The sequence below is a fragment of the Serratia sp. SA088 genome (assembly GCF_049065515.1).
GTDB classification, from domain to species: domain Bacteria; phylum Pseudomonadota; class Gammaproteobacteria; order Enterobacterales; family Enterobacteriaceae; genus Serratia; species Serratia nematodiphila.
Window position 1 is genome coordinate 14,197 of the sequence record NZ_JBAKGW010000001.1, and the last position, 20,339, is coordinate 34,535.

15 protein-coding genes are annotated in these 20,339 nt (G+C 58.7%); 5 read left to right on the forward strand and 10 right to left on the reverse strand.

Annotation, left to right across the window (positions count from 1 at the left end; all coding sequences use genetic code 11):
• Positions 1-5: 5 nt before the first annotated feature.
• Positions 6-1,058 carry an NAD(P)H-dependent flavin oxidoreductase gene (locus tag ACOWVD_RS00075; RefSeq protein ID WP_332069953.1) on the forward strand — a complete coding sequence of 351 codons (1,053 nt, stop codon included), beginning with the start codon at positions 6-8 and terminating at the stop codon, positions 1,056-1,058.
• A gap of 167 nt (positions 1,059-1,225) precedes the next feature.
• On the opposite strand, the gene ACOWVD_RS00080 is transcribed toward ACOWVD_RS00075, so the two are convergent.
• From ACOWVD_RS00080 to ACOWVD_RS00115, 8 genes are all read right to left on the reverse strand, one after another.
• Positions 1,226-1,501 carry a hypothetical protein gene (locus tag ACOWVD_RS00080; RefSeq protein WP_072265420.1) on the reverse strand — a complete coding sequence of 92 codons (276 nt, stop codon included), beginning with the start codon at positions 1,499-1,501 and terminating at the stop codon, positions 1,226-1,228.
• A gap of 15 nt (positions 1,502-1,516) precedes the next feature.
• The gene (locus ACOWVD_RS00085) at positions 1,517-3,547 is read right to left on the reverse strand and encodes an S-type pyocin domain-containing protein (protein WP_239504334.1); all 2,031 of its coding nucleotides are present in this window, start codon (positions 3,545-3,547) and stop codon (positions 1,517-1,519) included.
• Positions 3,548-3,790: 243 nt separating this feature from the next.
• Complete coding sequence (locus ACOWVD_RS00090) at positions 3,791-4,933, reverse strand: tail fiber domain-containing protein (RefSeq protein WP_049242452.1); 1,143 nt, start codon at positions 4,931-4,933, stop codon at positions 3,791-3,793.
• Positions 4,934-5,357: 424 nt separating this feature from the next.
• Entirely contained in the window at positions 5,358-6,740 is a 1,383-nt protein-coding gene (locus ACOWVD_RS00095) for a serralysin family metalloprotease (protein ID WP_075685862.1), read from the reverse strand.
• 501 nt (positions 6,741-7,241) lie between these two features.
• Entirely contained in the window at positions 7,242-8,531 is a 1,290-nt protein-coding gene (locus ACOWVD_RS00100) for an alginate export family protein (RefSeq protein WP_049242447.1), read from the reverse strand.
• 41 nt (positions 8,532-8,572) lie between these two features.
• Positions 8,573-9,472, reverse strand: coding sequence for a VOC family protein (locus tag ACOWVD_RS00105; protein ID WP_049242444.1), 900 nt, complete (start codon positions 9,470-9,472; stop codon positions 8,573-8,575).
• A gap of 524 nt (positions 9,473-9,996) precedes the next feature.
• Positions 9,997-12,192, reverse strand: a complete 2,196-nt coding sequence (gene katG, locus ACOWVD_RS00110; RefSeq protein ID WP_049242443.1) for a catalase/peroxidase HPI — start codon at positions 12,190-12,192, stop codon at positions 9,997-9,999.
• A 259-nt stretch (positions 12,193-12,451) separates the two neighbouring features.
• Entirely contained in the window at positions 12,452-13,876 is a 1,425-nt protein-coding gene (locus ACOWVD_RS00115) for a coniferyl aldehyde dehydrogenase (protein WP_239504336.1), read from the reverse strand.
• 199 nt (positions 13,877-14,075) lie between these two features.
• Here ACOWVD_RS00115 and ACOWVD_RS00120 point away from each other — a divergent pair, with 199 nt between their 5' ends.
• The 3 genes from ACOWVD_RS00120 (at position 14,076) to ACOWVD_RS00130 (ending at position 16,626) form a co-directional block, all read left to right on the forward strand.
• On the forward strand, positions 14,076-14,906 hold the full coding sequence (locus tag ACOWVD_RS00120) for an alpha/beta fold hydrolase (RefSeq protein ID WP_049242437.1): 831 nt from the start codon (positions 14,076-14,078) through the stop codon (positions 14,904-14,906).
• Between the two features lie 119 nt (positions 14,907-15,025).
• A complete protein-coding gene (gene hchA / locus ACOWVD_RS00125; protein WP_049242435.1) occupies positions 15,026-15,901 on the forward strand; it encodes a glyoxalase III HchA in 876 nt (291 codons plus the stop codon).
• Entirely contained in the window at positions 15,898-16,626 is a 729-nt protein-coding gene (locus ACOWVD_RS00130; protein ID WP_049242433.1) for a PA1136 family autoinducer-binding transcriptional regulator, read from the forward strand. The genes hchA and ACOWVD_RS00130 overlap by 4 nt, the downstream gene beginning before the upstream one ends.
• On the opposite strand, the gene ACOWVD_RS00135 is transcribed toward ACOWVD_RS00130, so the two are convergent.
• Positions 16,623-17,513: a LysR substrate-binding domain-containing protein gene (locus ACOWVD_RS00135; protein WP_049242430.1), complete on the reverse strand. Its 891-nt coding sequence runs from the start codon at positions 17,511-17,513 to the stop codon at positions 16,623-16,625. The genes ACOWVD_RS00130 and ACOWVD_RS00135 overlap by 4 nt on opposite strands.
• A 128-nt stretch (positions 17,514-17,641) precedes the next feature.
• Here ACOWVD_RS00135 and ACOWVD_RS00140 point away from each other — a divergent pair, with 128 nt between their 5' ends.
• Positions 17,642-18,214 (forward strand): hypothetical protein, encoded by a 573-nt coding sequence (locus ACOWVD_RS00140; protein ID WP_049242427.1) that lies wholly within the window; start codon positions 17,642-17,644, stop codon positions 18,212-18,214.
• Between the two features lie 50 nt (positions 18,215-18,264).
• On the opposite strand, the gene ACOWVD_RS00145 is transcribed toward ACOWVD_RS00140, so the two are convergent.
• On the reverse strand, positions 18,265-19,971 hold the full coding sequence (locus ACOWVD_RS00145; protein ID WP_421105359.1) for a hemolysin: 1,707 nt from the start codon (positions 19,969-19,971) through the stop codon (positions 18,265-18,267).
• Between the last annotated feature and the right edge of the window lie 368 nt (positions 19,972-20,339).

A 20,339-nucleotide genomic window follows, 5' to 3' on the forward strand; every position in this document is an offset into this window, starting at 1 on the left:
CATTGATGACGGCACCTTCTGCTTTTGCCCGCGAGCTTGGGCTGCGCTATCCGATCGTTCAGGGGCCGATGAACGGCGCGTCACCGCCGGCGTTGGCGGTGGCGGTGAGCAACGCCGGGGCGCTGGGATCGTGCGCGGCGGCGCTGTTTTCACCGGCGCTGATCCTCGAACGTGTGCAGCAGATCCGCGCGCAGACCGCCGCGCCGTTCAACATCAATCTGTTTCTGCTCAATGAGCAGCACCCGGATCTCGCCGAACTGAAGCGCGCCCAGCACCTGTTGCGGCCGTTCCGCGAAGCGCTGGGGCTGAGCGAGCCGCCGCTCCCCACTCAATTCGCCGAAAACAACCGCGACCAGATCGCAGCCTTGCTGGAGGCTGCGCCGCCGGTGGTCAGCTTCACCTTCGGTGTGCTGCCGCGCGCCACGGTCACGCAGTTCAAGAAGGCCGGTTCACGGGTGATCGGCACCGCCACCACGGTGGCGGAAGCCCGCGCCTGGGAAGAGGCGGGCGCCGACTTCGTTTGCGTCTCAGGCTCGGAGGCGGGCGGCCACCGCCCGACCTTCCTCGGCGATATCGAACAATCCTGCGTCGGGCTGATGGCCCTGCTGCCGCAGGTGGCGGCGGCGGTGAAAATCCCGGTGATCGCTGCAGGCGGCATCATGAACGGGCGTGGCATCGCGGCGGCGCAATTGCTGGGCGCGCAGGCGGCGCAGCTCGGCACCGCGTTTCTGTGCAGCCCGGAGTCGGGCATCGCCGAAGCCTGGCGGGCGGCGCTGAGCAACGCCGGCGATGACAGCACGCGCCTGACGCGCGCCTTCAGCGGCCGCCCGGCGCGCGGCATCGTCAATGATTTCATGCGGCAGATGCGCGCGGAAGAGGCGCAGATCCTGCCTTATCCGGTGCAGAACGCGCTCACCGGCGATATCCGCCAGGCGGCGGCCAAGGCCGGGCGCGGGGAGTTTATGTCGCTGTGGGCCGGGCAGGGTGTCGGCCTGGCGCGGCCGATGCCGGCGGCGCAGCTGGTCGCCACCCTGGCGGCGGAGCTGGCAGCGGTGTGAGCTCGTCTGCGCGATTTGGGGGGAGCAACGGAGCCAAAACCGTTGTTTTCTGACCTTGGGCTGGACTGAAAACCAATCTGGCGTGGAATTAGCCATCAACGAAAACGTCCAACAAACTCTCGTTTGTTGGACGCTGCTTAAAACGCACTTATGGAAGGCACTGGTAATTACTCAATACCGTATTTTTTCTCGGTTACGAATGCGGGTTCTTTCCAGTTTGGACCTTTTTTATAGCCACCTTTTCCATTAGATGATACATCCCCTTTTTCTCGCATACTTTTCACTAATGAAATCAGTTCAATGTTTGATATGCGTTTATTACCATACATAGTGCAATACCCATCTAATTGAGGATGAGATATCCCGTTTTCTTTTCGTCCCGACAAGAATAAAACTATGTCTCGGATTTGTTCATTTTCAAACATAGGTTTAAAATCAATCATATATAACCTCTAGATTTATTCATCACCAGCTTTTAATGCTTCTGGTGTATATAACAGAGAGCGATCGCTACTTAATTTGTAATCTTCCAACGTCGCCGTATGAGTGTTATTCCACGTAGCACCATCGTCATCAGGTGATATTCCATCAGGAACACCAACTGCTCTATAACGCTCCAATTCCCTGATTTCGTGGGTGTAAAAACGCTTGTCGGTATCGGTGGGCTGTACTTCTCCCTTCAGGATTTTTTCCAGGCGGTCAATCATCACCTTGTTATCGGGAGATTCGCCAAACCGCCCGGTATGCAGCTTCACCTTGTCCACGCCGGCACGGTCAATGGTGGCGGTTTTCCAGTCCAGATTCTGAATTGGGCCACCGGCCTTGTCCGTGTTGTAGTCGCGACCACTGTATTGCCCTTTAGCGTTGGTTTCACCATAGATACCACTGAGCATGACATAGACAGGCTCAACGCCGGTCCCCGTTGCATCAGGCTGCCAGTAGATAAAATCCTGCAGTGGCATGTCATCTGCAGGGAACGTCGTCGTGACGATACTGTCGGCCTGCTTTATCTCCGTACCGGTATGCACCGGCGTTACCGGCGCTGCAGGCGCAGGATTGCCGGTATGCCACGGCCCCGACGGGGCAGCGCCCGGGTTTATCAAAATGGTTCGCCCCGGCGCACCGGCCACCGCCGGCAAGGTGATCCGGTCCAGACCGGTTTTTTCATCGCGAACCGGCCGATACACCGGCACGGTAGCGGAGACGCCGCCCGTTCCTGTTTTGACCAGTATTACCTCTTGCTGACCGTTATTCCCCCGGCGAATAAACCCGCGCACCGGCAAATCGACCGTGGTCATTTCCGGCTGAATCTGTGTTTTCCCTGCGGCAACCAGGCTGGCCGGAACGGTAAACATCTGTGTCAAATCACGACCCAACAATTTATCAATATCGCTCTGACTTTCACCGGCTTTCCCCGGCCAGAATCCGACAACGAAGGCGCCGACTGCCGGAGCTACCGCACTGAGCGTGGCAACCCGGGAAACTTCGACGGCGCCGCGCCACACTCCACCGGATACCCAGCCGGCCAGCTCACTGGCGCTGGTCATCACGCTGTTGATCCATGTCGATAATTGTACCATACCGCCCGCGCGGTTGAGCACCATGACCCCGGCCGTGGCCATCGCGGCATTGGCCGCTTTTATCATGCCGGGTGTATAGACCGGGGCGTCCAGTACGCCGGCTTTGGCGAACAGCGCTTTCCGTACAGCCTCAGCTTTGCGGGCCTCTTCGGCTTTGCGGGCTTCCTCTGCCTTACGGGCTTCCTCAGCTTTGCGGACCTCCTCTTCCTTCTCACGCTGTTCACTTTCTAAATGTTCAATATTTTGTTTGGCTGCGTCAATTTCTGATTGTATTCTCTTCTCTTCTTCCAGTTTTTTACCCATTTCCTTTCTGTTTAATGATTGCTGCTCCCTAACCCAGGAGGTGGGCTTTTCTCTAGAGAAGAACCAGTCTTCATTATTCAGCTTTAAATATTCCTGATGTACTTTTCGTTTATTAGCTTCATTTCGAAGTATGGTAAGGCGCTCTTTACTTACCTTTAACTTGCTAATAATTACTTTTAGGTTTGCTTTCTCGAACTCAGTCAGTTGACTACTTTCAGCTTTCTTGCTTAATGCGTCAATATCCTTTTGAATTTCTTTAATTTGGTTGTCAATTTCATTTGCTTTATTAGCTGCAAACTGAATGGCTGCATCTGAATCCTCACGGTAACTCTCTTTTGCTTCATTACTGAATGGCGTGATATCATCATCTTCAGGATCAAAAGCACTTATCGGTTTATTAATATCGGAAATTTTTTGATCCCAGATATGGGTAATACTACTTAATTCCTTCTGTCTATCAGGTAAACCCTCGCCAACCCATGCTTCTACAACCATATTGTTATCTGATAAGTCAAACCCTCGTTGCCACCCATGTCCATTCCAGTTGTATCCCATTGAAGTCATTACATCGCGTTCATACTGCGTTGTATCTTCATATCGTGTCATAATCCGATCCCTCTTCAAATAGAACGATGTAATCGATGCGCTACCGAGCTGCGAATAACGCAGACATTACTGAACCGGGAAGCAGCTTCTGCATTTACACCGCCTTGACGTTTCCTTCCTTTACCATCACCGTAATTAAATCCATTCATCATTGAGTTCCTTTTCGTCATCGTATTGTAAGCGCGGTACTCGCCTGTAAAGGCGCTGAGAGGTATTCAGTGCAAACCACTGCAATATTGTTAATCAGGCGCGTTCAATGCCTTTTTCCAAAGCAACCAGTCGTCTTTCAAAAGCCTCTCGCTCTGTTTCGCGCAGTGAGCGTTCTTCCTTAAGCGCTTCAACCAGCAACGCCACTACGCCATTGATATTGATGCTGCGGGCGTCTTTCAGCACGCTGCCGTCATTGAGTTTCAGCTCGGTCTGGGTCACAGATTGGGGGAGAATTTCTTCCACTTCCTGTGCAATCACCCCGGCTTCCGGCACGCCCTGTTTGAGGTAAGTGTAACCACCGATATTGGCCAGCTTGTCCAATGCGCCGTCAATTGTTGTGATATCGGTTTTCATGCGGACATCTGAGCTGCTGTTCCAGGCGCCATTGGTGTAGGCATGGCCATCATTGCGGAATTCATACCAACCATCAGCGCCGCCATTGGCCACGTGCAACGCGAGCATGTGGTGTTTGCCGATGCGCTCGTAGTGGTACAAATCGGCTGACAGGTCGCCTGCACCCTGTATATGCATACCGTTGGTAATGCGGTCTGCATTATTGTTTACATTCTGGTTACCGGCCGCCCAAATCCATCCATTAGCATTACGCTTAATCAGTTGTCCTACTGACAATTCGGCATTCGGCCTGACCTGGAGTTCGTTCCAGTTTCCCTGCCAGTCGCGGTAAGAGAGCAGGCCATAATCCTCTTTGCCGGCGATCACGCGTGACCCCATCAACATGGCCGTAGTGACGTTACCGCTGGTGAAATTGGTATGTACGGCAGCCGCATCATAGATTTGCCCATTAATAAGTGGTGCTGGACCGGTGGTCGCGGTGGAGATGCCGGCATTATGCGATACCATCGCACCACCGGAAATATCAACGCCGTTGCCGAGTGCAACCCTGCCGGAAGCCAGGCTGAAAGCGAAAGGACGCGAGGTGTTCCATTGTCCGTTTTGAGCTTGCCCAGCCTGAGTTGTCAGTAAGTAGAAAGCCTCGCCGTCGTTACGCAGCATCACTCCGGTATTGCCATTTGCCAGCCGAAAACCGTTGGCCGATTTGGAGACGATTTCATCGTCGCTGATGACCCGTTTGCGAAGGGTGGTGAGTGATTTAAGTTCGGTGATGTCGTCGTTGACGCCACTCTGTACCTGGGCATTTTTCTTTTGTTCAGCCATGATAATTCCTCAGTTTATTAATAAGTTCCTGCCATGGAAATGGCGCATGGTAACGCCTTAAAGACAGTTAACGACGCTGCGCATTTAAGGCGAAGATGGTTAAAAAAGCACGAAGGCTGTGTGTATGAACAGTAGTTTGTGAGCATCAAGAATAAATATCAAATGATAATGATAATCGTTTGTTGTGTGGTGGATGAGACAAGAAAGTAGAACGGATGATTTCTGGCGATGACGTGATAACTTACTAATTTATAGATGAATAGTCATTTAAATTGACTGCTTAAGTGCGTTTGTTGTTCCGTTGCTCCCCACATCCATTTACTGCTTTGGCGATGGATGTGGGAACCGCGTAAAAAACGCCAGCGGCAGGCCTGAAAAGAAATAAACAGTCCGGCGTGAAGGCCGGACTGCGGGTTTGCCTTGGCTAGACGAGAATATCGGCGGAAGCGTCGACATGCCCAACGATTTTTACAAGTAAATCAGGCAGTTGATTGCCGGAGAGATTGATGGCCAGATCGGTGACATTCTGCTGCGCGTCATAATTCAGCGCCGCTTCATACAACGAGCCGCTTAAACTATCCACGAAGTGCAACTCGCTCCCTTCGGCCTTAGCCGTCTGGTTGAGCCACGACAGATCGATTTTATCCACCGCCGTCTGGAAATCGCGGATCCAATCCGGCGCGGCGGCTTGGCTGTCGCCGGCTTCGCGGAAGACGAAGGTGTCCGCGCCTGCATCGCCCCAAAGCTGATCGGCGCCGCCGGCACCGTAAATGATGTCGTTGCCTGCACCGCCTTTTAGCGTATTGTTCAGCGCGTTGCCCACAAGAATGTCGGCACCGCTGCCGCCGATGATATTTTCAATCTGCGCGCCGTAGGCGATGGCTATATTCGCCTTCAAGCCGCCTACATCAGAGAATGCGCCTTCGTTAATGTTGATGCGCTGATCCTGGCTGTAGCCTGAAAAATCCAGCGTGTCATTGCCGCCGGCATCCCAGATAGCCGCCACGATTTTGTCCGTGGACGCTTTAACGCTCAGAAAGTCTCTGTCCGTATTCGAGTTGAAACCATAGGTGGTATCGCCGGTGCGCGTGGTGGTATTCGCGCCGTAAAGCTTCTGTATGGCGGTAATATCATCCAGCTGCGGTCCTGATGGCCAAACGCCTTTATAGTCAGCGCTGGTGTATTGTTCGTTAAAATAGCTCATCAAAGAATATTGATGGTCGTCTTCATAATACTTCGCCGAGTTGGCGTAGGTGGGGTAGGTGGCATTTGACGCATCATAATTGCCGGGATGAGAAAGCCCCAACGCATGCCCTATTTCATGGGTAAGCGTATCCCTGGCGTAGTTATTGGTTTGCGGATTGGAGGCGTCGTAGCCGTTATTACCGCTGATCCAAATGGTGCTTTTGAGATCGCTCTGCGTACTTTCATACGAGGTGTAATTGCCCCCGCTGGCCGCCTTATAAAAACCAAACTTTATATCTGCATTTTTCGCGTCGTTGCCTTTAACCTCGGTGAACGTGATGTTGGCCACATCCGACCAGGATTGCAATGAAAGCTTGGTTTGGGCTTGCTGAGCGGCGGTAAGCTGCGCGGCGCCCGTCTTGTCGCTGCCGGTATAGACGGGGAAAGAGTAGGTCAAGGTAGCCGCATGGTCTGTCACGCCTTTGCCATTGGCGGAATAATGGCTTCTCAGCAGCAGATCTGAAACCTCTTGCGTGGTATATGACGGTTTACTGCTCTCCGCGTGATCGCCTCTTTCATAACTGGTTAAATAATCGGAAATCTTATCGGTAGCTAATGACATATCAAACTCCTTTGGACGTTGACAATATTGCACCTAACGCTCTATATGCTCGTACACAGGTTTGAAAATCAGGGATAATTAATGTGATATCATTGGCTTGCCTCCTTGGTCTGGCTTGAATATTGCGTTCAAGCGGAATATATCCTTATCATTAATCACGGTGAGGAATTAATTGTGCACTGCGATTGAGTTAAAGCAGTATAAACACAATTATTTTATTAATTAGTTATTCTTATATGAATCTTTTACATAAGATATGAGTAAAAGACTTGTTTAAATAACTCGTTGGAATTAAATCTTTATTTAATATTTCTCTGTAATCGGCGCGCGGCATTTGCGTTGCTGATTTATCTTTCTGTTTTTCCAGCTTTTTATCTGTGAAATGCGGTGAGTAGCCGCCATTGCCGTAACGCATAGAGGCGGCCGCACGCCGGCTGTCGTCATTAATCGGATACGGGATTATTGAGGGTGCCCGCGTACACCGATTAACTTGCCTGATGCTTAAAAACTGTAGGTGCCCTGCGCCAGCACGAAGTTCATATCTTTCAGCCCGGCATGGTGCTGCAGGCTGTGGCCGACGTCGAAGTAGACATAGGCCACCTTGAACTGGAGATCGCTTCTCGGCGTCCAGGTGGTTTCGACCTGGTACTGGTTGCCGATAAAGCGCGATCCCTGTTCGCTGCCTTTCACCGGGCGCATTGGTCCGAGATAGAAGGCGTCCTCACGGCGTTGCCGCCATAAGGCGTCCCAGCTGAAATCGATGGCCAGGGTTTGCCACGGCGTAATGGTGACCGAAGGATGGATGGCGATCAGGTTAGCCGGCGCCACCAGCCCGTTTTCGGTCAGGTAGGGCAGCTTGGGGTACATGGCGTTGAAGGTGTTGAGCTGCCCATCGTGACCGTTTTTGTCGCCGCTGGCGATGCCAATCTTGCCGCCAAAGCGCGGCCGCCAGCGCCAGTCGCTCACCGTATAGCCGGCGTGCGCCGACGCCGACCAGGCGCGGATATCGCGCTGTTCTGCGCTGCCGAACTGCCAGGCAGCTTCATTATCCCAGTCGAACCCCCGCGCTGCGCCGAAGATGCGTGCGCCGACGGTATAGCGCCGCTCTTGCCCGCTAAGCTGCGCGTAGTGGGCGTCGTTATCCTCAAAGCCAAAGGTGTAGAGATCGAGCGAAGAAGCCAGCGGCGTCAGCGGCGTGGTGCCGTACAGTCCCCACACCTTTTGGCTGTTGTCGGTATCGTCGTCGAAACTGCCGGTTTTAAGGGTGACGGGATGGCCGATAAAGGCGTCGAGGCGGTTTTTATCCTTGACCCAGCTGGCGCGGATAGCATCGAAGGAACGGCGCACGTTGGGGCCGTCGCGGGTGCCCAGCAAGTGCAGCGAGCCCAGCGCAATCTCCTGGCGGCCGACCCGCAGGGTGCCGAGGCCGTAGGCAGTGGGCAGTTTCATATCCACATAGCCCTGCCCGAGGTAGGCATGATCTTCGTCGGTCGGCTTGCGCCCGCGATCGCGCGGCGTGGCCAGCGACGATCCCACTTGCACATAGGCGCCGAAATAGTCGCCGTAGTCGAGGCGCGCGCCAACCAGCAAGCGCTGCATGAAAGTGTCGTCGCGTCCGCCGCTCAGATCCCGTTGATCCGTCCATTCATAGCGCTCGCGCAGTGAACCGTCGAAAGATAAGGTGGCCGCATCGCCCAACGGGATGTTTTTCCAGGGGGAAGCGGCGGGCTCCGCCGCCAGTGCGGGGAGCGTGGAGAACAGCAACAGTGCGGGTAGCGTGCGTTTCATCATGAATATCCGAAGAAAAAAGCGCGCCGCAGCGCGCCTTGGGTTTATTTGGCTGTCTGGTGAATTTCGGCGATGTAGCCGCCGGGGAAACGCACCAGCGCCGAGGCGCGGTGTTCCGCCGCCGTCGAACGCCACAGCACCTGCGCGCCGCTGGCCGTCGCTTTGGCCAGCGTGGCCTGCAGATCCTCGACGCCATAGCCGGTGCGCTCATGGCCGAACGGATAAGGCAGATGCCCATCGGTGACGAAAATGCGCGTTTTGCCAAAACGCGAGTCCAGTTCGATCTGGCGGATCTTGCCGTTATCGTTGCGGCCGATCGCCGCATCGCTGACCTGCTCGTCGCGCACGACTTTGCCGTGCGAGAACGTCTGATAGCTTTTCAGGAAGTCATCGACGCGGTAAGCGGAGAGATACAGGCGGTTTTCCGGCACGCTCAGCAGCGGCTTATAGTTAGGCGCTTTGGTGTGCCAATAGAGTTGCATGTTGACGCCGCCGGGCCATTGGATCACCGCGTCGCGCCCAATCGGATCGTCGAAGGGGGCGACCAGCACATCGGCGCCGGCGGCCTTGGCTTGTTGAATGGCGGCATCCATATCCCTGACCAGAAAACCGTTGCGCTCGGCGCCGAACGGGTGCGGGATCGGCGTTTTGAAATCGAACACCGAGAAGCTGCCGGCCGGCGTCAGTATCAGCTGGGAATAGGTTTCGCTCGGCGTGGGCGTGACGTTGACCAGCACGCGTTCGGTGCGGGTGCCGCCGAAGGTTTTCAGGATGCTGTCGACAAAGGCATCCATCTTGCCGCGTTCGACGTAGACATGGGTGGTGTCATATTGCGGCCCCACGGCGAGAGATGCCGTATCGGCCGCCCATGATACGGCAGGGAGCAGCAGCGCAAGGGCCGATATCCTCAGCCGACGAGAAGAAATACCGATAATGTGTTGCATGATGACCTCCAGGTAGCGGTTATTTTCCTGAGTGAAACGTTATTTCCTATGAGCTTTCCCGTCGGCTGAAAAATAAAAGCTAAAAACGCAACGCGCGTGATGAAACGCTAAATAGGGGCGAGGTTCTGACGCCCCGGCGAATATGGCGCAGGCGCAGAACATTTATTCTTATTGGCGTAAACGGTGAGGCGCCGGGCCAGCAGGCCCGCTATCGCTAAGGGACGGCGCTGATAATACGGCCCGCCTCGCCGCGTGTTGAAGTGAATTGAGGATAATCCATAACGGTGTTCTCCTTGATGGGATATATCGTATTAGCGCGCTGAGTTTACGCTCTTCATTGCCCTCTAAATATAAATACAGCATTAAAAGAATTGCCGCCCATCAAATTTTTATATGACTTGTTGAGTAAATACGAATAAGCGGGAAAAGAAATATAACGACGTGCGCTACGGCTGGCGCTGAGCGGAGGCAGTGTTGCTCTCGGGAGGAAAAACGGCCTGCCGAAGCAGACCGTTGCGGGGGGTTTACGCCAGATCGAAGCGATCGAGGTTCATCACTTTGTTCCAGGCGGCGACGAAGTCATGGGCGAACTTCTCTTGCCCGTCGGCGCTGCCGTAGACTTCGGCCAGTGCGCGCAGCTGCGCGTGCGAACCGAACACCAGATCGACGCGGGTGCCGGTCCATTTGACCGCGCCGCTGCGGCGATCGCGGCCTTCGAACAGGCCGTCCTCACCCACCGGGTGCCAGGTGGTGCCCATGTCGAGCAGGTTGACGAAGAAGTCGTTGGTCAGCGCCTGCGGGCGATGGGTGAACACGCCGTGCTGCGTGCCGCCAACGTTGGCGCCGAGCACCCGCAGCCCGCCGACCAGCACCGTCATTTCCGGCGCGGTCAGGGTCAACAGCTGTGCCTTGTCGACCAGCAGCGTTTCGGCCGGCACGCGGTATTTGCCCTTCAGGAAGTTGCGGAATCCGTCGGCGAGCGGCTCCATCGCCTCGAAGGAGTCCACGTCGGTCTGTTCCTGCGAGGCGTCCATGCGGCCCGGGACGAACGGCACCGTCAGGGTCAAGCCGGCGTTCTTCGCCGCCTGTTCCACGCCCGCCGCGCCGGCCAGCACGATCAGATCCGCCAGCGAGACGCGCTTGCCACCGGTTTGCGCATCGTTGAAGGCGCGCTGGATGCCTTCCAGCGTGGCCAGCGTCGCGGCGAGCTGCGCAGGTTGGTTGACCGCCCAGTCCTTCTGCGGCGCCAGGCGAATGCGCGCGCCGTTGGCGCCGCCGCGTTTATCGGAACCGCGGAAGCTCGATGCGGAAGCCCAGGCGGTGGAGACCAGCGCGGACACCGGCAGGCCGGAGGCCAGCACCTTGCTTTTCAGCGCGGCGATGTCCTGCTCGTCGATCAGCGGATGATCGACCGCCGGGATCGGATCCTGCCAAATCAGCTCTTCCTGCGGCACTTCCGGGCCGAGGTAGCGCGCGCGCGGCCCCATGTCGCGGTGGGTCAGCTTGAACCAGGCGCGGGCGAAGGCGTCGGCCAGCTCTTCCGGGTGCTCATAGAAGCGGCGCGAAATCTTCTCGTAGGCCGGATCGAAGCGCAGCGACAGGTCGGTGGTCAGCATGGTCGGGCGGCGCTTCTTGTTCGGGTCGAAGGCGTCGGGAATGGTTTCGCCGATGTCTTTCGCCACCCACTGGTGCGCGCCGGCCGGGCTTTGGCTCAGCTCCCATTCGTATTCGAACAGGTGGCGGAAGAAGTCGTGGTTCCACTGAGTCGGGGTGGTGGTCCAGGTCACTTCCAGGCCGCTGGTGATGGCGTCTTTGCCGACGCCGGTGCCGAAGGTGCTGTGCCAGCCGAGGCCCTGCGACTCCAGTCCGGCCGCTTCCGGATCGGCGCCGACGTGAGACGCCGGGCCGGCGCCGTGGGTCTTGCCGAAGGTGTGGCCGCCGGCGATCAGCGCCACGGTTTCTTCGTCGTTCATCGCCATGCGGGCGAAGGTTTCACGGATGTCGCGCGCGGCGGCCACCGGATCAGGGTTGCCGTCCGGGCCTTCCGGGTTGACGTAGATCAGGCCCATCTGCACCGCCGCCAGCGGGTTTTCCAGATCGCGGTCGCCCGAGTAGCGGCTGTTCGGCCCGCCGCTCAGTTCCAGCCAGATCTTCTCAGACCCCCAGTAGACGTCGTCCGGCTCCCAGGTGTCGGCGCGGCCGCCGGCGTAGCCGAAGGTTTTGAAGCCCATCGATTCCAGCGCCACGTTGCCGGTCAGGATAATCAGATCGGCCCAGGAGATGTTGCGGCCGTATTTCTGCTTGATTGGCCACAGCAGGCGGCGCGCCTTGTCGAGACTGACGTTGTCCGGCCAGCTGTTGAGCGGGGCGAAGCGCTGTTGGCCTTCGCCCGCGCCGCCGCGGCCGTCGCCGATGCGGTAGGTGCCGGCGCTGTGCCAGGCCATGCGGATGAACAGGCCGCCGTAGTGGCCGAAGTCCGCCGGCCACCATTCCTGCGAATCGGTCATCAGGGCGTGCAGATCCTGTTTGACCGCCGCCAGATCGAGGCTGTTGAAGGCATCGGCGTAGTTGAAGTCTTTATCCATCGGATCGGACAGGGGGGAGTGCTGATGCAGCGGTTTCAGGCTGAGCTGATTAGGCCACCAATCCTGATTGGTGGGGCCGTTCTGCGGTGCGGGCTGCTTGCCGCCCGAAAACGGGCATTTGCTTTCAGTTGTCATAATGCGCTCTCTGCTTCCGTAAAGATGCTCCAGCCGCCGGGCGTGGAGCGGTTAACAAGGCATGCGGGTAAGGCTTGCGTCGGGTGTTGCGCTAAATAACTGAACTCAATCGATTTACGTCACCCCCGTCGCCAACGGACAAAGGGTGACTCATGGCTAAGCTTAGTCAGCGGCGGCGGAGAGATAAAATAGGAATGAGTGAATATTGTGATAGCTTGCGGCGATTCATGGCTGTGCTATTGATTGTCAGCACACCACTTTATCGGCGCCGCAACATGAACGTGAGCACCGCGTCCGCCAGTTTGCCGAACGGCGCGCGCAGCAGGCCGGTAAAGTGCCAGCGGCTCTGGATGAAAACGCCCTTGGCGTGGCTCAGCGCCCGAAATCCTTCGATGCCGTGACAGACCCCCATGCCGCTGGGGCCGATGCCGCCGAACGGCAGATCGTCCTGGGCGAAATGCAGCAGGGTGGCGTTGACGCTGACGTTGCCTGAGGTGGTGTGCGTCAGCAGCCGATCCTGCTGCGCGCCTGCCGGGCCAAAGTAATACAGCGCCAGCGGGCGCGGCCCGGCGTTGATAACGTCGATCGTTTCATCAAAGGCGGCGTAGGTGCGCACCGGCAGCAGCGGCCCGAAGATCTCTTCTTGCATGATCCGGCTGTCGTCGAGGGCGCCGACGATCAGCGTGGGAGCCAGGGTTTTCGGCCGTTCAGACGCCGAGTCCGGGCGATGGCCGACCGGAATGATTTGCGCGCCCCGCGCCAGGGCATCGGCCAGCAGGTCTTGCAAACGCTGATAGTGCCTGTCGCTGATGATGGCGCCGTAGTCGTTGCCGGTTGGCCCGTCGGGATAAAAGGTTTTGACCGCCGCGTCGTAGAGCGCAATGAAGCTCTCCACATCGTTCTGATGGATCAGCAGGTAATCGGGCGCGATGCAGGTTTGGCCCGCGTTCGACAGCTTGCCGAACGCCAGGCTGTTAACGATTCTGGCGGTGAGCGCGCCGGGCGCCACGACGGCAGGGCTTTTGCCGCCCAACTCGAGCGTCAGCGGCACCAGATTTTTAGCGGCCGCCTGCATGACCTGACGGCCGATCGCCGTACTGCCGGTGAACACCAGATGGTCGAACGCCAGCTCGCTGAATCTGGCTCCGATCTCCGGCCCGCCGGTCACCACGGCGATCTCGTCGGCGGGAAACTGCGCCGCCAGCATCGTCTCGATGAGCTGGCTGGTATGCGGCGTGAGCTCCGAAGGTTTCAGCATCACGCGGTTGCCGGCGGCCAGGGCGGTGGCCAGCGGGATGAAGGTCAACGATAAAGGGTAGTTCCACGGCGCCATGACGCCGATCACGCCCTTGGGCTGATATTGCACATAGGCGCGCGCAGCCTGGTACGGCAGGGCGACGTGGCGGCGCTCCGGTTTCATGAAGCGTTTCAGGTTGCGCAGCAGGTAATCGATCGCCTGCACGGTGACCAGAATCTCCAAAATGTCGGTCTCGTAAGGCGAGCGGTGGCCGAAGTCCGCGCTGACGGCCGCCGCCAGCGCGCCGCGCTGGGCCAGAATGGCGCTCCGCAAGCGGCGCAGGACGGCCTTGCGCTGATCCATCGTCGGCGCGCCGTCGCGCAGGAAGGCGTGGCGCTGGGCGGCAAGCCGTTGCTCCATCGTCGTGGCGGTGTCATCTCCTTGCACTTGAATACTCCTGATGCCGATCGAAAGCGGGAATGCGGTTTGCCGAATTGGGTTTGACCTTAAAGTGAGCTTTAAACCTATACTCGTTAAACGATCAACGCAAGATCGTCGGCCAGCCGGGATGAGGGAGCCAGAGATCCCGGCGCCGCGCGCAGTATAAACCTTCTTTTTTAACCATAGTGTAAATGGGAGAAACGACATGGGTTATGTAACGACCAGCGATGGCGTCGAGATTTTCTACAAGGATTGGGGCCCCAAAAACGGCAAGGTTATCTATTTCCACCACGGCTGGCCGCTGTCCAGCGATGACTGGGATGCCCAGATGCTGTTCTTCGTGAACCAAGGGTTCCGCGTGGTTGCGCACGATCGCCGCGGCCACGGCCGCTCCAGCCAGGTGTCGGAAGGGCACGACATGGATCACTACGCCGATGATGTCGCCGCGGTGGTGAAACACCTGGGCGTACAAGGCGCGATGCACGTGGGCCACTCGACGGGCGGCGGCGAGGTAGTGCGCTATATCGTGCGCCACGGCGAGGACAAGGTGTCCAAAGCGGTGTTGATCAGCGCGGTGCCGCCGCTGATGGTGAAAACCGACGCTAATCCGCAGGGCACCCCCAAAGCGGTGTTCGATGATTTCCAGGCGCAGCTGGCCGCCAACCGGGCGCAATTCTATTACGACGTGCCCGCCGGTCCGTTCTACGGCTATAACCGTCCGGGCGCCAAACCGTCGGAGGCCATTATCTGGAACTGGTGGCGCCAGGGCATGATGGGCGGCGCCAAGGCGCACTATGACGGCATCGTCGCCTTCTCGCAGACCGATTTCACCGAAGATCTCAAGAAGATCTCCATTCCGGTGCTGGTGATCCACGGCGACGACGATCAGGTGGTGCCTTATCAGGATTCCGGTGTGCTCTCGGCCAAGCTGGTGCAAAACGGCACGCTGCATACCTACAAGGGCGCGCCGCACGGCATCCCGACTACCCACGCCGATCAGGTCAACGCCGATCTGCTGGCGTTTGTGAACAGCTAAGAACAGCGCCCAGGGGGACTCCGCCGCCTGGGCGCTGCTTGAGGGATATCCCTCATTGCGGCCCTGCCGGCGGTTATTTAAGCTGAATGGGCAATGCAACGGTGAATATGGAGATAATCATGACTGATTCAGTGTCCAACGATCGTAATCCCACCCCGGATGTGGCGGAAGACAACGCGTTCTTCCCATCCCCTTACTCCCTCAGCCAGTACACCTCGTCCAAAACCGACTTCACGGGCGCCAGCTACCCGAACGCCTATCGCGGCGGCAAGTGGAAGGTGCTGATGATCGCCTCGCAGGAGCGCTACCTGCTGATGCAAAACGGCAAGTTCTTCTCCACCGGCAATCACCCGGTCGAGATGCTGCTGCCGATGTATCACCTGGATCTGGCCGGTTTCGAGATCGACGTCACCACGCCGTCCGGCGATCCGGTGAAGCTGGAGATGTGGGCGTTCCCGCATGAAGATGAAGCGGTCAAGGCCACCTACGAGAAGTACCGCAGCCAACTCAAGCAGCCGAAAAAGCTGACGGAAGTGGTGAAGGATCTGGATGGCGGCAACTACCTCGGCGTTTTCATTCCCGGCGGCCACGGCGTGCTCAACGATATCCCGTTCAGCGAAGAGGTGAAAAAGACGCTGCACTGGGCGCATGACCACGATCGCTACGTGATCTCGCTGTGCCACGGGCCGGCCGGTTTGCTGGCGGCGGGCATCGGCGAGAGCAAAGACGATTTCCTCTATCGCGGCTATGAGATGTGCGTGTTCCCGGATTCGCTCGATACCGGCGCCAACATCGATATCGGCTACATCCCCGGCCCGATGCCCTGGCTGGTGGGCGAACGCCTGCGCGAGTTGGGCGTTAAGATCGTCAACGCCGACATCACCGGCAAGGTGCATAAAGATCGGCGCCTGCTGACCGGCGACAGCCCGCTGGCTTCCAACAACCTCGGCAAACTGGCGGCAGAAACGCTGCTGGCCGACGTCGCCGCGCGATGAGCGACGAGATCGCGCAGCGCGCTTTCCAGACGGCGTTGGCGATGGACCACGAGCGCACCTTGTCCGCCATTCAGGGGCGGGTTCGCGCCTTCGCCGCGCCGTTCGGTTTCAACCGCTTTGTGCTGTTTTCCGCCTCCGCGGCGGCGGAGGCGGGGATCGAGCATATTTATTGGGTCGAGGGCGACTGGTTCGGCGAGGGGGAGGCGGTCGATGCGCTGACCTACGTGCGGCACTGCCCGGTGACCCGGCACATGCTGCGGGCCGCCGAACCGTTCTTCTGGACCAAAAACCGGGCGCAGCAGGGCGAGCGCTACCGGATTGTGCGCACGCCGCGCGGCGCCGGTCTGCACGGCGTGCAGATCCCGGTATTCGGCCCCGCCGGGTTGGAGGGGGCGGTCAGCCTGGGGGGCGAGTGCATCGACGCCTCGCCGCCGGTGCGGCTGGCGCTGTCGCTGGTGGGCGCGGCGGCTTTTCTGGCGGCGCGGCGGCTGTTCGAACCTGCTGCTGGTGAACGGGAGGGCCGGCTGTCGGCGCGCGAGCGCGAGGTGCTGAGCTGGACCGCCATTGGCCGGCGGCAGGCGGATATCGCCGCGATGCTCGGCCTGTCTGAACGCACGGTGGAAAACCACCTGCGGCGCATTCGCCAACGTCTCGGCGCCGCCACCACCGCGCAGGCGATCAGCGTGGCGATCCGCCTGGGGGAAATCGCCCCCGAGAGCCGTTAGCCCGCCGCCATTTGCCGCAGCAGCCACGCGCGCAGCGCCATGATATCGGGGCGCTGCGCGGTCTCTTCGGTGGCCACCAGATAGTAGTTGGCGCCGGGCAATGACATCTCGAACGGCGCCGCCAACACGCCGCGCTGCAACAAATCGCGCGCCAGCAGCCGGCTGGCGATCACCACCCCCTGGCCCGCCACCGCCGCCTGCAGCGCATGGGTCTCGTCGCTGAAGGTCAGCCCGGCTTCTACGTTCAATCCTTCCGGCCCGTAGCGCCGCCGCCAGTTCTCCCAGGTCGGTGAGTCGGCGGGCACCTGCCGATGCTCCACGTGAAACAGCGTCACCCGCAGCAAATCTTCGATGCGCTCCAGCGCCAGCGCCGGGCTGGCCACCACGATAAAGCGATCCTCATGCAGCAGGGTGCAGTGCAGATCGCTTTCCGGCGTTTCACGGTAGCGGATGGCGACGTCCACGGTGCGCTGGCTGAGATCCACCCGCTCGACGCTGGTGTGCAGGCGCAGATCGATGGCGGGAAACTCCGCCTTGAAATCCGCCAGGCGCGGCACCAGCCAGTGGGTGAGAAAGTTGGAGGTGGTGGTGACGGTCAGCGCCGGCGGCTGCCGGGCGCGGGTGATTTGGGCGACGGACTGCTCCAGCGCGGCGAAGGCGCGCTGGGTGCCGGCATACAGGATTTCGCCGGTTTCGGTCAGGCTGACGCCCTGCGCGCTGCGCTCGCACACCCGGCATGCCAGCACCGACTCCAGCAGCTTGATCTGATGGCTGATCGCCGTTGCGCTGACGCCCAGCTCCTCGGCGGCCAGTTTGAAGCTGCGGCAGACGGCCACGGCGTGGAAAGCGCGCAGCGCGCCCAGCGGCGGCAAACGGGTTTTTCTCATGGCTGAATTATTCTCATCCAAGGCTGAAAACTATGAGTTTGTCTTACCGATTATACAAGAGATAGGCTACTGACATGTGAACAGGGAAATGAATTTATTTCATCATTTCCATCATGTCGGAGTGAACGATGAGCCCCTATATCAACAACGGCGCCCTGGGCGCCATGGAACACACGGGAACGGCGGCGAGCACCCTGGCGCTCAGCGTGCCGGTCGCAGCGGGCGCCTTGCTGCTGAGGACCGAAAATCTGCTGGGCATCGGCGCTACCCTGATGCTGCTGACGGCATTGGCGCTGGCGTTTCTCGGCGGCGCCGCGCTGGCCCGCTGGCGGACGCTGCGGAACCGGCCTGCGCTGGCTATTCTCCGCCACGGCTTTTTACTGGCGGCGGCGGGATGGCTATTGATGCTGCTGATGCTGTTCGGCGGCCACGGCTGGCCGGCCCTGCTGCCGGGCCTCGCCCTCGGCGGCCTGGGCCAGGGCGTCGCCTACCGCACGGCAGTGGGGGAGAAAGGCGCACTCGCCGTGGCGTACCGTTTGACGACGGTGGTGACTCTCGTGGCCGTAGTGGTTGCCGCTTCGCTGGTGCAAACCTATGCCGCGCCGGGGATAAAGGGAGCCTGTTTCGCGCTGGCGCTGCTGGTCGATCTGGCGTTGCTGGGGGCGTTGATGGCGCGGATTGCGGAGCGTGACAGGGAGTGAGCCGCCGCGCCGCAGGTAAACAGCCCGCCGGTAAACCCGGCGGGCTTCGCTTAGGCGGCTGCCAGCTCTTGCGGGGCAATGGTTTGCAAACCGACAAGCTGAATGGCCGGCTGCTCCAGATTGATGCCAAAGTATCCTTGATCCCAATTGTAGATATTGACGACGTGCTGATTGAGCGCGCTTTCGCCCTGCATGAATATCGACAGATCCTGCGTATGGGTTTGCGCGTTGTAATTCAGTGAGAAGCTGCTGTTTGATCCTTCGGCGCCGAAGGCCAGCAGGTGGTTATCGATAGACAGGGAGGAGGCCTGTAAAAAGCCCAGCTCGAAGCTGTCGTCGATGTAGATATTGTGGGTCTGCTTCACGGGAATGTTCAGCAGGCTGTTGGGGAAGGGCACATCGTTGGACAGCATGCTCAGGTTTACGCCGAGATAATCCTGCGGTGCACTCCCACCCGGCGCGGTGGTATAGCCGTGCTCGAAGCGAATCTCGCTGGAGCCTTTGCCCAGGTTGACCTCCAGGCCGTTGGCCGGCGTTAGCACCCGATCGTTAAAGGTGACGTTATCCTTAAAGTCCGTCAGCTTCACCGCCTCAATGTTGTACAGCCCGTCCTTGAAGCCATACAGCCCGATGCCGTTTTTCTCGATTACCCCGCGCCCGCCATAGCTGCCCTGGGCGTCAAACTTCAGGTTTACCCCGTGCGACAGGCTGGAATAATCGACCGTATCGTGGCCGCTGCCGCCGTCGATCACCGTCCAGCCGTAGTTGCCGGCGTTGTTTTGCCAGCCGCGCGGCACGCTGATGGTGTCGTCGCCGCTGCCGGTGTTAACGGCGATATTGCCGAACGCCAGCGTGAAATCGTCGTCATGCAGCGTACCGACGCGGTACAGATTAGGCGTGGACAGCACGTCGGCAATGTCGTTGAAAATCGCCGAGCCGATATCCAGCTTGCCGGGGATAATGCTGCCGCCGCCGGTCACGCTGCTGCCGTAGGACTCAGTGTAGAAATCACGCGCCGCCTCGGCGGCCAGGCGGATGGTCTCGTGGCCAATGCCGAGGGTGGTCAAATAGGTGGGCACTTCGCCCGCCAGCAGCGTTTCAACCACGTAACTGAGGTTTTTCATCTGCATGGAGACCTGCGCTGCGGCAATCAGATCGTAAGTCCCGCCTTCCACCTTAAAGGCCGAGGTGTCGTTGGTCGCCACCCATTCGGTAAAGAACGAGGTGTCGCCTAAATAAGAGAACAGCGTGGTGCCGGCCCAGGGGGAATAGTTGGGGGCACCGGTCGAGGAGGCGTCGGTGAACACTTCGGACGCCGCCGCACCGGCGTCGATCAGGCCAACCTCGTGAATATCCGGCACTTTGGCGCTGGTGGGCGGGGCATCCGGCAGCGGCGCATTGGGATCGCTGCTCAGATCGACGCCAAACAGCGTTTTGGCGAAGTTTTTGGCGATGTTGTCGGAGGCATTCTGAATGCGCGCCTCCCAGTCATCGGGCACTTGCCCGGTGCGCAGCTCATACTGCAGCTTGGTTTGGTCGCGAATGTAATGGGCAAACGCCCCCTGATTCGAGTTCACGCCATAGGCGCCTTTGATCCAGGTATACACCGCGATATCCACGCCCTCAATGGGTTGGTTGGCATGGTTGGGATCGGTGAGCGCATCGACGGATGCGGCATACACGGCCGGCCAGTCGCCGGCTTTGGCGGCCTCCCAAATCGCTTGCAGTTTTTCTCGGTCGGTAATGACGTAAGCCATATAAACACTCCTTGTTGCTGAGAGATTGCTTTGAAATTCAAAATGATGAATGGAAGCGCGCGATGGAATAAACCGAAACCCGAACAGCCAGAAACGCGCATGCCGCGATCTGCAGCGAACGATGGGCAGCAGGCACCCATAGCGAAAGGATAGACGTAACTTACCGAGCGCGAACAATTCGCTTATCGATTGTTTTTACAGGATTATTGCTGTAAATCGGCGGGTTAACCCGCGTATTGGTGCCAGGGAGGGATTTCCGTCAGCTGGGTTAGGAATCTTCTTAGATAAAAGAGTGGGTTTCGCTAGGGGGAGGGGCCGGATAGTTTCCTACAGCTGCGTTTATCTCCTTGCCGCCGTATCATTTACCC